At 45.8% G+C, this 15,529-nt stretch carries 9 protein-coding genes; 3 read left to right on the top strand and 6 right to left on the bottom strand.

Translation table 11 applies throughout. From position 1 onward, the window contains the following. Positions 1 to 16: 16 nt before the first annotated feature. From OI18_RS22720 to OI18_RS22695, 6 genes are all read right to left on the bottom strand, one after another. Positions 17 to 6,079 (bottom strand): alpha-2-macroglobulin family protein, encoded by a 6,063-nt coding sequence (locus OI18_RS22720; protein WP_082038098.1) that lies wholly within the window; start codon positions 6,077 to 6,079, stop codon positions 17 to 19. 107 nt (positions 6,080 to 6,186) lie between these two features. Continuing rightward, positions 6,187 to 8,142, bottom strand: coding sequence for a T9SS type A sorting domain-containing protein (locus OI18_RS22715; protein WP_039144412.1), 1,956 nt, complete (start codon positions 8,140 to 8,142; stop codon positions 6,187 to 6,189). Positions 8,143 to 8,414: 272 nt separating this feature from the next. Further along, positions 8,415 to 9,290, bottom strand: coding sequence for a succinate--CoA ligase subunit alpha (gene sucD, locus OI18_RS22710; protein ID WP_039144409.1), 876 nt, complete (start codon positions 9,288 to 9,290; stop codon positions 8,415 to 8,417). A gap of 76 nt (positions 9,291 to 9,366) precedes the next feature. Then, entirely contained in the window at positions 9,367 to 10,176 is an 810-nt protein-coding gene (locus OI18_RS22705) for an ABC transporter ATP-binding protein (protein ID WP_039144407.1), read from the bottom strand. A gap of 13 nt (positions 10,177 to 10,189) precedes the next feature. Next, positions 10,190 to 10,927: an MlaE family ABC transporter permease gene (locus OI18_RS22700; protein WP_039144402.1), complete on the bottom strand. Its 738-nt coding sequence runs from the start codon at positions 10,925 to 10,927 to the stop codon at positions 10,190 to 10,192. A gap of 48 nt (positions 10,928 to 10,975) precedes the next feature. Further along, entirely contained in the window at positions 10,976 to 13,321 is a 2,346-nt protein-coding gene (locus tag OI18_RS22695) for an NADP-dependent malic enzyme (protein ID WP_039144399.1), read from the bottom strand. Positions 13,322 to 13,459: 138 nt separating this feature from the next. Here OI18_RS22695 and OI18_RS22690 point away from each other — a divergent pair, with 138 nt between their 5' ends. The 3 genes from OI18_RS22690 to OI18_RS22680 are packed head-to-tail and all read left to right on the top strand — an operon-like array spanning position 13,460 to position 15,519. Continuing rightward, positions 13,460 to 14,290 (top strand): ABC transporter ATP-binding protein, encoded by an 831-nt coding sequence (locus tag OI18_RS22690; RefSeq protein WP_039144396.1) that lies wholly within the window; start codon positions 13,460 to 13,462, stop codon positions 14,288 to 14,290. 22 nt (positions 14,291 to 14,312) lie between these two features. After that, positions 14,313 to 15,119 carry a hypothetical protein gene (locus OI18_RS22685; RefSeq protein ID WP_152616945.1) on the top strand — a complete coding sequence of 269 codons (807 nt, stop codon included), beginning with the start codon at positions 14,313 to 14,315 and terminating at the stop codon, positions 15,117 to 15,119. Positions 15,120 to 15,141: 22 nt separating this feature from the next. After that, positions 15,142 to 15,519 carry a GntR family transcriptional regulator gene (locus OI18_RS22680; protein ID WP_039144391.1) on the top strand — a complete coding sequence of 126 codons (378 nt, stop codon included), beginning with the start codon at positions 15,142 to 15,144 and terminating at the stop codon, positions 15,517 to 15,519. Positions 15,520 to 15,529: the final 10 nt, after the last annotated feature.

The following is a 15,529-nucleotide window of genomic DNA, read 5'->3' as shown; positions in this document are numbered from 1 at the left end:
ATCTATTTTTTCATCATCACTCTGTGACAATTTTTATTCCTTCAGTGTGACTGCTGAATTCAGGTGCGTACATGCATTGAATTGTACTGATTCCATTGCTGAATATACCAGCATGTGTTAAGAATAAGGGATATTCGAGCACATGTGTTCCTTTCGGCAGGTAACTGATAAAGAAGCTTGTGCTGGCATCTCTTGTGCTTTCGTAGTACCCAAGTGTGCCCTGCCATTTGTATCCACTGATTACATTAACCGGCTCCAGGGCACTTGCACGCATGTCTTTCAAGTGTACGTATTCCATCGCCCTGTCTGAAACGATCTCAAGACGCACTTTTATTTTGTCTCCGACATTTAACTGCATGCCTTCCTGAACTGGCTCCAAAACCGGTCCGGAAGCTGACATCCTTTCAACCATTACCTGTTTCCTCAGCCGAAGAGTGGAAGCTGATGATTTGATCTTATCGAGGTTCTCGAAGTATTGCCAATAAATAGTGCCCCAGACAGGTAAAGCTGCTGCGGAAGGTTGCTCGGTTATTACTGTTATATTTCCCATTTCCGGGAATACAGCGGTTCCCGGTATGGTCTTTTTTAAATAGCCTGTGCCCGCTTCTGCCGCATCTGATTTTACGGTTGTCACGCTTCCTAATTGAACACTGACCTTCGGTTCATTTTCAAGCCAGTTTACGCCGCTTAATAGTAGTGCATAACAGGCATCGGCTGTTGCCTTTGTCGATGACCACCGGTTCGTCTGTTTGTTACGGAGCAGCCAGGTCTTCAGGGAATTCACTTCTTTTGGATAACTACCTGTTTCGCTGAACGCTTCAATCAGCACCGCGTGTGTTTCAATCGGCGCGTCCTGCCAGAAATACGGCGTGATTTTTTCCTTCCAGTACATACCCAACTCTTCATTGATGATAGATGTTTCCTTCAGCGACCTGACAATCTGTTGGGCGGTATATTTATCACCAGTACGATGAAGTGCAAGCGCTATCATCGCTTTGGCCATCCTGTTGCCTTTGGCCCAGAGCTGCTGCATTTCCTTCCGGTAATAATTTGCAGCGGTTACCTGGTTGCCGGGGATGCCCTTCTCCGGGAAGAAGCTGCGCATGTAATGATATTGAACTGCATAATAATTCAGGTATGCAGGTACAGTGTTCTTTTTGTCACGCTTTTCATAGTCTTCCCTGATCCGGGCATCCAGGTATGGCAGCGCTTTATTGACAATTGCATTCAGGCTTTCAGGGTCTTTCGAAACTGCTCCCAAATGCCTGAGATGACCAATGCCTGTTACTATATATTGGGTAATGAACCTGTCGTCAGGTCCGCCTTTGAACCAGCTGAATCCGCCATTCGGTGTTTGCATTTCCTGAAGCTGTGCAAGCATCTTATTCCGGTCGGCAGCCAATTGCACAAGGTTAAACAATTGTGCAATCCTTTTCCTTTGTTCTGTCTCCGATTTTGCCTCCAGCACCCATGGGGTTTCTTCCAGCAACACCTGTTTCAACTCTTGATTCTTCTCCAAATTACTCAAAAGGGAACTGGTGTCTTTTGTCAGCCACTGCTCCATTACCGCTTTTATCTTCGGCAGGCGCTCCACTATGTTTGCAGCGAGTAGGTTGGCATACAGCCTGTTGAATAATTGCTCTGAACATTCATATGGATATTCGGTAAGGTATGGCAACGCCTGTACGACATTCCATGCCGGGTTGCCGGTAATTTCAATGGTCAGGGATTTGTTGCTCAGCGTTTCACTTGCGCCACTGGCCACAAGTTTATCAAAGGAATATTTCCTGGTTCCTGCGCCACTTAAATAGAATGGCAGTGTTTCCGTAACCAGTTGTCGGTTGCTCAACACCGGTATAAATGCTTCCTCTCCATCGCTGAGGTCGCCTGAACGGGCAATCAGTCGCCAGGTGAGTGCCTTGTCAAACAGATAGGGCACTTCAATCGGGAATTTGACGAGTTCTGAAGCACCCGCTGCAACAGTGAAATACTGGTTTGGAAAAAAATTGTGAAACCATCCGTCGATCGGTTGATTGGTGGTAGCATCTATTAACTGTAGTTCCACCTGCCCGGTTAGTTCTTTTGATGAGAGATTCACCACTTTTGTTGTCAGCTCAAGCCTGTCTCCTTCACGTAAAAAGCGAGGCATGTTCGGCTGAACCATCAGTTCTTTCTGTGTAACGATATCTTTCTGAAGAAGTCCCAGCGCAAGATCCTTATTATGAGCAAAGAGCTGCCATTTCCATGTTGTCAGTGCCTCGGGCATTGTAAAACTGAATTGGTAATTGCCGTCTTTGCCAGCCGTTAACTGAGGAAAGAAAAAGGCGGTTTCCCGGAAGTCCTTACGTGTTGCGGTGCCGGCATTTTTGAGCTCGGGTGTCATTGGCAATTCAGCCTGTTTTTCTTCGTCTTCCTGCTTTTCTCCATTTGCTACAACCATTTTATCTGCAAAGCCAACTTCTTCCGAAACAGCCTTGTCCCTGGGCATCGCAATACCAGGCGCGCGACCACTTAATGTTCTTTGGAGAGAGTGCATGGGGCTTCCAAAAGTAATCAGTTCATCATACTCTTTGCTCTTCTGTTCCAGCACTGGTATTTCAGGATAATTCTGAACCGACATGACGCTTGTGAAATTGCTTGTTCCTCGCCATTGTCCGCGGGCAATGTACTGTGGCCATAACAAAGGTTGCATCCATTGGTGAGGGTAGAACTGGTCTAACGAAGCATCGTACATTCCTGTGAGCAATTCTGCCGCAACTTTTTCACCCTTCTGGCCGCTGATGCTTACCGTCCAGTTTTCCTGCGACCCTGGAAGTGTTTTATCGCGATAGGTTTTTACCGAAATATCAAGCTCCTTATTTGTCCACGGTATGGCAATTCCTTCCACAAAAGCAAACAACCTGTTGTGTTTCACAAAAAACTGGTGCATGCCTAAACCTCCACGATCAATTTCCTTCGCCGTTATGATTTGGGCATGCAAAGAATTATCCAGTTTGATAATATTGAAACGCTCAGAAAATGACAATAACGAGTCTTTATTCATTCGCTCCACGTTTTCTATCTGTTGAACAAGGAAAATGTCGGGTGCACTACTACCAGTCACCACCTGTGCAGACTCGCCGGGTTCAATTGACGACTTCTGTTTCATTGAAACATAATATGCAGGAACTGGCAGCTGCCTGGATTTTGCGTCATATAGGAACACGGTCTTTTGATCTGTTGCTGTGTCCCCGAACCTGTCGACAACAGAAGCCTTTAACAGGTACCATCCGCCCTTCAGGTTTTTAACATCTATTGCAGCCCTGTTATCTGAACTGGTTGTAATGGCCGTTCTGAATACTTCAGTTCCCGGCTTCCAGTTTTTCGGATCGCTTTCATTCACATATTCGTCATTTGGAAATGCACCTACGAATTCAGCTTCCGTCATTACAAACTGGTCTGGCTGTTGCCAATATCTCTTTTTAACCAGCCGGTCGGGAGACAATAGCGGTATGAGTCTTACGTCTGCTTCTGCTTTCTCAAAGTTTCCAGAGTTATTGCGGGTCTGGAGGTTGAATTTGCCAAAGCTGTCAACAGGCATCATTTCAGCAGGTATGCTTAGCTGAACCTGCAGCGCTTTGTAGGACACAGGCACTACTGTGGTCGCCGATCTCGTTTCACCATTCTGGTCTGTTATATCTACACTGACCTGGTAGTCGAAAACAGGATCTGATTTCTTTTCAATTGCCTCGTCAGGCACAGCCGGAAACCGGATAATAAAACTCCCGTCACTGGCTGTCGTCATAGTGCCATTAACTATTTCTACCGGTGAGATGCGGCGTGGCGGCCAGTAGGAAATTTTCCAGGGGTAGGGGAATCGGGCAATCCTGGTAACCCTGTATTTGACTTGTGCCTGTTGAATTGCATTTCCGGCATAGGCTCGCGCAAACCCCCGGATATTGACCGTATCGTTTACACGGTAGCTGCCTTCCACCGGTTTGTATTCCACGAAGAATTTAGGCCGCTTATATTCTTCAAGCTGGAATGAATGCTGACCATTCAACTGGTGGTCCTGCAGGCTGAATGAACCGGTAAGGCCTGTAGCAGGTAATTGAAATGTACCTGAATAAGTGCCGAACTCATTGGTAGTGATTTTCAGAGAATCTGTCTTTTCGCCATTCGCATTATAGAGATATACAGTCGATTGCTGACCGGCAAATATCCTGCTTTGACCTGTTTTGCTATCTTCCGTTATTGCGATGCCTTTGAAGCTTACCTGTTGACCCGGGCGATAGATACTCCTGTCTGTAAAAAAGTAAACTCTCGCTTTTTCGGTTTCGGCGTCTTTTCCTGGTTGCGGTTTATTGCCCGGAGTATATTCCCAATAATATTTGTCTTCTCTCACAAACAAGGCATCGTCACCCTTGCTGATCTCAAGCAGGATACCCCGGTCTTTAATATTTTCATTATAACGAAAGTATCCCTGTTCGTTGGTCCGGTAACTTCCGCCTTTTTGCCTCATATTCCTTCTCCTGTCGTAGTCGTACTGCATATGCCATACCTGCACTGAGGCATTGGATATCGGCTGGCCGGTGTTCCGGTTAAGAACAAAATAATCATTGTTTCTGCCCGTGAAGCTGATTGTTGAGACGTGAAAGAATTGTGCAGCAAGAAAATTGTTTCCTTTGCTGAATGACTCTTCATTTGAAGCAAGTAAAAAGTATTCACCAACCGGTAGTGCATCAATTTTTATCTCAGCATGATGTTCTTTATAGTCTTTGGTTACCGGCATTTGCTGCATCCAGGCACGTACCGGGTTTTGGGTCAGTAACTGGTGCCAGCGCAGTGTATCTCCATAGCTCTGGTGGTTGTCAAGAATATCTCTTAATTCCTTAGTTGCTTTGATAACTCGCAGATGAATCTTTTCGGTATTACGCCAGGTGACCAGGCTGCGAAAGGGAGTGCCAGGCAGGTTCACCTTTTCTGCCTGAATGCTCAACGATACCCTGCGCAATTCCTGGAGTAGGTTGTAGCAATTAATATAGCCTTCGCTGTCTCTTTTTACAGCAATTGTCTTTTCACAAATCGCAGCAGCTTTTACATTGTCTGCCGGTTCGTCGTAAGCATAGCTTGACGCAAGCAGAAATGCTGCCTGGTCGCTACCTGCTGTTTCCGGATACTTCTCTATAATGTGTTCCAGTGCCTGCTGGTAGGCTTGCTTTTTCTGGCCAAAGTTGGCGTTGTTATTTACAAACTGCAGACGGCTAAGGTCAACATCAATCAAGGCGTCCGGGTTTTTGTCAGGAAGGTGAAAGCGGATCAGCTCACGGTAAAGGCTGAGTGCATTGGCGTGATTGCTCAACGAGTCGCCACTATTGTCGCGCTGCTTCACGAATTCCAAAGCCGGGTCCAATAGCTTTTTGTCGTTAAGTTGAAATGCGTCCGCAGCTCTTGGTACATCTATCGGTTCAATTGAAAAGTAATTAAGAGCTTTCCATGCAACCAGGTCGAAAAGTGAAGGTCGCAGGCGTCGTGCATTGCCTTTCCGGATTAATGCATCATACTTTGCCAGCGATGTAGCCTGCAGCAGTGAACGATTTGCTAATGCAGTATGATATTCCCGTGCAATTGCCTGGTGAAAATCGGCAACTCCCCAGGTGCGGATATTCTCTTTCTGGTAACCGACCGTTCTTGTTCTGTCATAAATCTGCCAGCGATACCGGTTATAATAGTGTAGGTAGTAATCTGCCAGCAGGGTATGCAACAATGCCTTTTTTGCTCCACCTGCTGTCAAGGCCTCTTTTCTGAGCCGCTGAACAGCGAGCGTATCACTATATTCCTCCAGTTGTTCCATCAGGTCAATTCTGTATACGATTGCCCTTACCTGTTGTGCCTCGGCTTTTTCCGCAATTGCTTTTTTATATAAACCATCAACCTGTAACAACGCAGTTTTATAAAGTCCTCTTTCGGTAACCAGGGAGTCAATACGCTTCCACCAGTAATCATAATTGGTTGCCTGTGCGTTTAAAAGGACAGGGTCTGAAATCAATACACCCAGGAAAAGAAAAAAGCATGTACGGCTTAGCTGCATACCTCTCATTTTATTGCAATTTATCTTAAGCTTATAGAAAGAGGATGCAGGTTACGACGAAACTGCATAATGCCGTAAAAGAATTTCTGAACCTTAACTTTTTTTTCGCTTGGGTCCTATTGGCGGATAAACCTGCCGGTAAGCAGTTTCTCACCTGTTTTGACCTGAACAACGTAATTGCCGATTGGCAAGCTTCCTGTATTTAACAGGTACTGGTTTGAGCCCTTGAAGAGCTGTTTCACTTCATGGCTGAAGGTCCTTCCGTTCAGGTCACTTATTTCGATAGTTGCTGATGTGCCTGCGGGACTACTGATCACCAGGTTCAGGCTGCCCAGGCTTATTGAAGGATATACTTTTTCCAGGGCTAACTGGCCGTTTCCAAATTGTACTTTCAATGCGGCGCTGTAAGTAGATACATGGTTTTCATATACGGTCCTGATGCGATAGTAACCATCTTTGAGCGGATGCAGGTCCGTATGGCGATATTTTTGTTCACCATTGCCATCAGTATTCAGCTGTGCGATTGATATATAATTTCCATTGAGTGTTGAAGCCCTTTCCACCTCGAAATAGCTGTTGCCATTACCGCTTGCCGTCCAACTCAGCATTACTGCCGATTGTTGGGTTACTGCCCTGAAGTCGGTAAGTTGCAGAGGTAGTACAACACCAATTATTCCAACGCCGAAGGACATGCCGGTGGTTCCGATGGCAGGCAGATCAGAGTTTCGGTTAACGGTGTTCAGTAACCCGTTTCCGGAGCCGGAAGAAGTGGTCCAATTGACAGTAGCCGTATTATAATAAGACATTCCGATATTGCTTGTCAGGCTTACAAAGCCGGCACCTTCAAGTGGTTGCTGCCAACCCAGATCAATCGCTGATGGCGTAAAGCTGGTTGAAGATGTAATTCTCCATACGGCATCAACAAGGTTTACCTTCTGGGCATTGGAAAATGCAGTCCCGCCAAACTGTCCATTGTTTGTAACGCCTTCAAATACAGACACAGTCAGAGTGGGGAAAGTAGGAGCGGAACGTGCAACCGAAACAGGCAGATAATTACTGGCAGTGCCAACTGGGAATACGAGAACTGATTCGGATGCTGAATAAATGTTGGCTGCGGTGCTGCTGCTGCCAAGTTGTATGTAGTTCGAAGGCGAAGCTCCGCTTATGGTGCCGTCCATATTGATTCGCCCGGTAGCGGCCAGAAATTTGATATAGCTCGAACTGGTTGGAGAATTCAGGAAACTGATATCTGCATTCTGGTTCATTACTGCATTACTCCCTTTGAAATCGATAATGCTGTTTGTAAGGTTAAGAACGCCATCCTGGTTAAACCTTGCGTTGTTGCGATCAAAATTCAGCGCACTGCTAACAAGACTGACAGTATTGTTAGCATTAAAAGTGGGAGAGTTACCAGAAAAGTTTATTGTGCTGTTGTTCATGGTAACAGTGCCGTTCGTATTTAACGTAGGTGAGTTGCCGGGAATGTTTACCGTTGATGATTGTAATGACAGGCTTCCTGCAAGCGTAGTGGTCTTGTTGTTCCCTGGTAGTGACAATGTTATTGATGAAAGCTCAAGAGTTGTATTGGCCCCAACCGTAAGAGTGTTGTTGACTATGAAATTGGTGCCGCTGATAGATGCCGTATAGTTCCCTGAGCCACCAGACCTCCTGATCTCCAGAATATTGAAAGTCTGGTTACTGATCGCGTAGGAAACGGTGCCTGCGGTATTTTCGAAAATGACTGTTGATTGTGTATTCCAGTTTATAGTTGTGCCCACTGTAAAATTGGTGGAATTGCTCTGCATCAGGAAAATAAAATTCCTGCTGGGCATATTCACGTTGGCTGTATTGGACCAGGTGTGATTTGCCAGTATTGTAATAGTATTATTATTGTTCAGGGTAGCTGAGGAAGGTGCTGTTGTAGTAGTGATCCAGCCAGACCCGTTATATACTAACCAGTTGGCAGCATTATTCAGCCGGACAGTTCCATTTGAGCGGTAGTCTCCAGTTCTTTGCGCCCATGCATTCACGCACAGCAATATCAATAGCATGAGTACAGATGTACCTTTCATACAGTATGGGTTTGTTATAGTTCAATAGTTTACATGCGCAGAATGGTGCTGTTGCGCATGTTTGTTTTCGGGATAGAACTACAGGTCCATACTATGGTTTATGCATAGGATGTATGGATGGATTAAGTGGCAGCTCTTACATATAAACTCTTATAAGTGGAAAATATTATGCGCGGCGTCGAAAAAAGCTTACAAATAGTAAAAAAGGGTCGTTTGCAGTCAAAAAAAAAGCAGTCCGGTTGGACTGCTTTCAAAATATGTTCTTTGAAAGATTACTTTTTGCGGATCACTTCGGCCATTGTTTTGCCGATATCAGCAGGGCTCTTCACAACGTGAATGCCACATTCGGCCATAATCTTCATTTTAGCTTCAGCAGTATCATCTGCTCCGCCAACTATTGCGCCTGCATGTCCCATCCGGCGGCCGGGAGGTGCCGTCTGGCCTGCAATAAAACCTACTACCGGCTTGGTGCCATTTTGCTTGATCCAACGGGCTGCATCTGCTTCCATGCTACCGCCGATCTCACCTATCATAATGATAGCTTCTGTTTCGGGATCATTCATCAGCAGTTCGATAGCTTCCATGGTTGATGTACCGATCACGGGATCTCCGCCAATGCCAATTGCAGTGGAAATTCCCATGCCTTCCTGGGAAACCTGGTCAGCTGTTTCATATGTGAGGGTGCCGCTTTTTGATACGAGACCGATCTTACCCTTTACAAATGGTTTGCCGGGCATAATTCCAACTTTGCACTCACCGGCTGTGATGACACCCGGACAGTTAGGTCCGATCAGCCTTGTCTTTTTGCCCTGCAGGAAGCTTTTGGCTTTCACCATATCCTGAACAGGAATATTTTCGGTTATGCAAACCACCAGCGCGATGCCCGCTTCAGCTGCTTCCATTATTGCATCTGCAGCAAATGCCGGTGGAACGAATATGATAGATACATCTGCGCCCGTAGCTTTTACCGCTTCTGCCACAGTATTGAATACCGGACGATCGAGGTGCGTGCTGCCGCCTTTGCCGGGAGTAACACCGCCTACAACATTGGTTCCATATTCAATCATCTGTGTTGCATGGAAGGTACCTTCAGTACCTGTAAATCCTTGTACTAATACTTTAGATTGCTTGTTGACTAAGACGCTCATATAGCTTTATTTATTTGCAGGGGCCGCAACGGGCCGAATTGGGGGCAAAACTAAGGATTATGCGTTAATTAGCACATTACTTCAATAAATCATCCATATTCCTGTTATTCTCGATCTTGCCTGCCTGTTCAAGCATTCTCATGTCTTTTGCATCTCGAAGGAACTCTGAGGCAAAGATGAAATCGTTCAAACGCTGGTTTTTGCTGAAGATGATCTCTTTGTTGTTCCCTTCCCATTCTTTATGTCCCTGGTACATATAAATGATCTTGTCACCAATCTCCATCACGCTGTTCATGTCGTGGGTATTTATTACAGTTGTGATCTGGTATTCCTCCGTAAGCTCCTTGATCAGTTTATCGATTACCAGTGATGTTTGCGGATCGAGGCCGGAGTTTGGTTCATCGCAGAACAGGTACTTGGGATTCAATACAATAGCCCTGGCGATTCCTACACGCTTTTTCATACCTCCGCTGATTTCAGCCGGAAACTTTTTGTTCGCGTCTTTCAGGTTAACCCTGGCAAGTACTTCATTTACCCGCTTCCTTTTTTCCGCTGTGGACCAGTCCGTGAACATATCCAGCGGAAACTGGATGTTTTGTTCAACGTTGAGGCTGTCGAACAGTGCCGAACCCTGGAAAAGCATCCCGATCTGTTTGCGGATCTCTTTTTTGCCGTTGTCGTCCATACTGGTGAAATCTTCACCCTGGTATACGATCTGGCCCCGGTCGGGAGTAAAGAGACCAACCAGGCATTTCATAAAGACAGTTTTTCCGCTGCCACTCGAGCCTATGATCAGGTTGCATTTGCCTGGCTCCATTACCGCGCTGACATCATTAATAACTATCTTATCTCCGAATCCCTTGACAATATTATTCACTTCGATCATAGCAGGAAGTTTTCTATAACAAAATGGCAGCGAGAATGTAATCTGCGAACAGGATCAATACACAACTCACCACAACTGACTTTGTGCTGGCCCGGCCTATCTCAAGCGCTCCACCCTGCACATAATATCCGTAAAAAGCAGGAATGCTGGAGATGATAAAGGAGAATACATAGGCCTTTACCATCGCAAAGAAGACATTATAAGGAAGGAAACTTTGCAGAAGACCTTTATCAAAATCGGTTGTGGAGAGAATCTGTGCTGCCTGGCCGGCTACCCTTCCTCCCCAGATACCAAGTGCTGCAGATATCACGACCAACATCGGGATTACCAGCATGGCGGCAAGGATCTTTGGCATCACGAGGTATGTCTTGGTGTTAATACCCATAATCTCAAGAGCATCTATCTGTTCACTTACACGCATATTACCCAGCTCACTTGCAATTTTACTGCCTACCACACCCGCAAGTACAATACACACAAGGGTAGGCGCAAACTCCAGTAACACCGTATCACGCACAATCTGGGCAATACTTGATTTGGGAATAACCGGGCTTACCAGCTGGTAAGCTGTTTGCAATGTCGACACTGCCCCCATGAAAACGGAAATGATGACTACAATACCCAATGATCCTATACCTATATCATTGCACTGGTGCATGAACTCTTTCCAATACACTTTCTTGTTCTCCGGTTTGGAAAACATGCCTTTCAGCATCAGTATGTAGCGTCCGAACTCGGTAATAAATTTCATGCTTAACTGCTTGCTGCGTAAAATACAAATTATTTGCCTGCCTGCCGTTTACATATCCTTTGCAACCTTCCTGAACCTTTTCCACCATTTTGATTTGGTGACTATATCGGCAGTAAGGTTCTTGTTACATTTGATCTGTGCATCAATTACGGCAACAAGCGCCATATTGAAGATGCTGCGAACAGAACTTCCCAGTTGCAATACATGCACCGGCTTCTTGAGACCAAGCAGGATAGGTCCGATGGCATCTGCGCCTCCGACCTCTTTCAACAGGTTGTACGCCACGTTACCTGCAGCCAGGTTTGGAAAGATCAGGGTATTCACATCCTGGTCAACCAGTTCACTGAAAGGATAGTTCTCTTTCATGATCTCCTTATTAAAGGCGATACTTGCCTGCATTTCGCCATCAACAATTAGTGACGGGTTTCTCTCCTTGACAATTTTCCTTGCTTCTGCTACCAGTTTTGCTTCAGGAGAAGCGCTGCTGCCAAAGTTGGAATAACTTAACATCGCAATCCTGGGAACAAGGTTGAAGTAACGGACTTCCTTGGCAACCATCAGCGTAATCTCTGCCAGCTCTTCAGCAGTAGGATTGAAGTTCACCGTGGTATCGGCAAGGAACAGCGGGCCTTTCTTTGTCAGAAGCAGGTACATTCCCGCTATCTTTTTCACACCTTCTTCCGTGCCAATGACCTGGATTGCCGGGCGGATGGTTTCATCATAGTTTCTTGTCAGCCCCGAGATCATCGCGTCAGCATCGCCTGTTTCGACCATCATACAACCGAAATAGTTACGGTCTTTCATGATCTTGAACGACTCATATTTGTTCATGCCCTTGCGCTGACGCTTCTGGAAGAAAAGCTGGCCGTAAAATCTCCGTTTCTCTTCCTGTTCGTCACTGCGCGGATCTATTATAGGCAGGCTTTCAATATCAAGGTTGTTTCGGCTGGCTATATCCCTGATCTTTTTCTCGTCTCCTAACAGGATAGGATATGCGACACCTTCTTCAAATGCGATCTGAGCCGCCTTCAGGATCTTCAGGTTATCAGCTTCCGCAAAAACCACTCGCTTCGGATCCCGCCGTGCTTTGTTACCGATGACACGCATAAGCTGGTTGTCAAGCCCCAGTCGCCTGTTCAGGGACAGTGCATACGCATCCCAGTTGGTAATATTGGTTTTAGCGACCCCACTTTCCATCGCGGCTTTAGCAACTGCAGGAGCTACGGTCGATAACAATCGCGGATCGAGCGGTTTCGGAATAATGTAGTTAGGTCCGAATACGATATTGCTTTCATTATAAGCAAGGTTAACTATGTCCGGCACTGGGGTCTTCGCCAGGTTGGCCAGTGCATGCACCGCAGCCAGTTTCATCGCTTCATTGATCTGCCTGGCACGCACATCGAGGGCTCCCCGGAAAATAAATGGAAAGCCCAGGACATTGTTCACCTGGTTGGGATAATCACTCCGGCCGGTAGCCATAATGATGTCTTTACGCGCGGCCACCGCGGTTTCATATGCGATTTCCGGATCGGGATTCGCCATAGCAAACACGATCGGGTTTTTTGCCATTGACTGCACCATCTCCGTAGTTACTACGTTCCCGACACTCAATCCCAGGAATACATCTGCATCTTTCATCGCTTTTGCCAGCGTGCAGTCGTTGTTTTTAATGGCAAATGGAAGCTTATCCTCAACCAGGTCAGTACGCCCCCTGTGGATTACCCCGTCTTTGTCAAAAAGGATAAAGTTCTCATGACGTGCACCCAGTGATACATATAATTTCACGCAAGCCATGGCCGCAGCCCCGGCGCCATTCACCACAAACCTGACCTTTTCAATTTTTTTCTTCTGTAGCTCAAGTGCATTTAACAGGGCGGCGGCACTGATAATAGCTGTACCATGCTGGTCATCGTGCATGACCGGGATGTTAAGCTTGTTTTTCAGTTCCTCTTCAATATAAAAACATTCCGGCGCCTTAATATCTTCCAGGTTGATGCCGCCAAAAGTCGGTTCCAGCGCTTTTACAATCTCTACAAATTTTGCCGGATCCTTTTCATTCACCTCGATATCAAATACATCGATATCAGCAAAAATTTTAAATAGTACTCCTTTGCCTTCCATAACCGGCTTGCTGGCCTCAGGACCGATGTCACCGAGTCCAAGTACCGCAGTGCCATTGCTGATTACGGCAACCAGGTTGCCCTTTGCGGTATATTTATATACGTTTTCTGTGTCTTGGGCGATTTCTTTGCAGGGCTCGGCAACACCAGGACTATAAGCCAGTGACAAGTCTCGCTGTGTTTTGGCCTCTTTGGTGGGAATTACTTCAATTTTCCCCGGTCTCCCCTTTGAATGGTACTCAAGTGCTTGTGTACGTCGGGTTTCTTTGCTCATTTGTTTCTTTTAAGCGGTAGAGTGCGGAAATAGCGTGCAAATTACGAAAAGCGACCTCCACAAAATTAATTTGGTGAATTGGAACGGTAGATTATTTTTGTACTGTATTAGTACGATAGTACACTAAAACATTAGCTTATGATCCAGATTCAGTCGCTTCACTTTGGATATGGCAGGAAGAAAGTGTTCAACGGCTTGTCGCTCTCCCTTCAGCCCGGTCATATTTATGGCCTCCTGGGAAAAAACGGTACCGGCAAATCCACCTTGTTACGGATAATGTCCGGCCTTCTCTTCCCGACCAATGGTAAAACCGAGATCCTCGGATTCAACCCGGCCCGTCGCAACCCGGATTTTCTGCGGCAGGTTTTCATGGTACCGGAGGAATTCTATTTTCCCAATGTCCGCATCCCGGCTTTTGTAAAGAGCAACGCACCCTTTTATCCGAAGTTCAGCCCTAAGCAGTTCGAGGCTTACCTTAAAGAGTTTCATATTCCGCAGGACAACCTGCTGCAGGAAATGAGTTATGGACAGAAGAAAAAGGTGCTGATCAGCTTCGCCCTTGCCTGCAATACGCCCGTGCTGCTCATGGATGAGCCCACAAACGGACTGGATATCATGAGCAAGAGCCAGTTCCGGAAAGTTATGGCCGGAGTGGTTTCTGCAGATAAATGTGTCCTGATAAGTACTCACCAGGTTAAGGATCTCGAAAACCTTATCGACCGTATCACCATTATTGATGAGGGGGAAATCCTTTTCGATCAGAAGGTCGATGATATCATGAATCGCCTTCAATTCAAGATATCCTTCGATAGTGAAGAGGTAAAACAGGCAATATATTTCGAATCGTCCCTGAAAGGGAATGCTGTCATTCTTGCAAATTCTGATGGCGAAGAAGGAAGGCTGGACCTGGAGATGTTATACAAGGCTATTGTCAATAATAAGGAAGGAGTACAGTCTGCATTTAAATAACCTAACTGCTTAAATCATATTTATGAACTCGAAGTTCAATTTCAATCGTCTCATGTTGCTTGTTAGCAAACAGGCAAGAGAAATGGGGAAGTTCTATGTGCTAGCCGCATTAGCCATGCTTGGTATGATCATTCTGTCATTTATATTTTTCTTCATCTTACTGGACGGGCCCCATTACCGCGAACAAACTATTTATAACATTTACGCCACAGGTTTGCTTGTTGGCGGGGCATTGTTTGGCAGCATTGCGTTTACCCAGCTGGCTGAAAAAGAAAAAGGAATGTACTGGCTTTCATTTCCGGCCAGCCATGCAGAAAAAATGGCCACAACGATCTTATATACTTCAATTGGCTTCCTCCTTGTTTATACAGCGTCTTTTATGTTAATCAAATGGATTGCAGTAGGCTTTGTGAAAACATACCTGGTGGGAAATAGCGGCAGAACCTACCAGGAAGCCATCTGGCACCCCCAGCAAACTAGTTTAGTATTCCAGGTGATGTTCGCCGCATATTTCGGGATTCAGGCACTGTTTGTCCTTGGTTCAGTTTATTTCGGTAAGTATTCTTTTATCAAAACAATTATTGCTTCGGTTGTATTTGCGGGAGTTTTCATATACGTGATGTACAAATCCTATTCAGTTTTTTTACCTGAGGAGTACAGCTGGAGTGTTATCGAAATGAAGCGTTTTTTCGGGCCGGACAACATAAAATATGAATATTATTCAGTGAGCAAGGGATTACGCGAGTCCCTGATATTCCTTGTAAAATGGGCATGGGCTCCGATCTTCTGGTTCATCACCTGGACCCGGCTGAAGGAAAAGCAAATCTAACGAACACTCAAAACAGACAATTATGCAATTTAATAATAACGGGCAGGCCATCTATCTCCAGATCGTGGACTATATCTGCGAGAAGATGTTGCTGGGCGAATATCGTGAGGAAGAGAAGATCCCAAGTGTTCGCGAGCTGGCTGTACAATTAGAAGTGAATCCTAACACGGTAGCCAGGGCATATGATTTCTTAAAGCAGCAGCAAATCATATTCGACAAGCGCGGCATCGGGTATTTCATTGGACCGGATTCAAAGGAAATTGCTTTGGAGTACCGCAAAAAAGAATTTTCTGAAAAAGAGTTACCGGCTCTGTTTCGCACGATGCACATGCTCGGTTTAAGTTTACCCGAACTGGAACCGGCTTTTGAATCCTATAAAAACAAATACGCAGCCGCTTAAAATATTTTAC

This window comes from Flavihumibacter solisilvae (assembly GCF_000814475.1).
In the GTDB taxonomy this organism is placed as follows: Bacteria; Bacteroidota; Bacteroidia; order Chitinophagales; family Chitinophagaceae; genus Flavihumibacter; species Flavihumibacter solisilvae.
The sequence above is the reverse complement of the archived record's forward strand: the minus strand, read 5'-3'. Positions and strand labels throughout refer to the sequence as shown.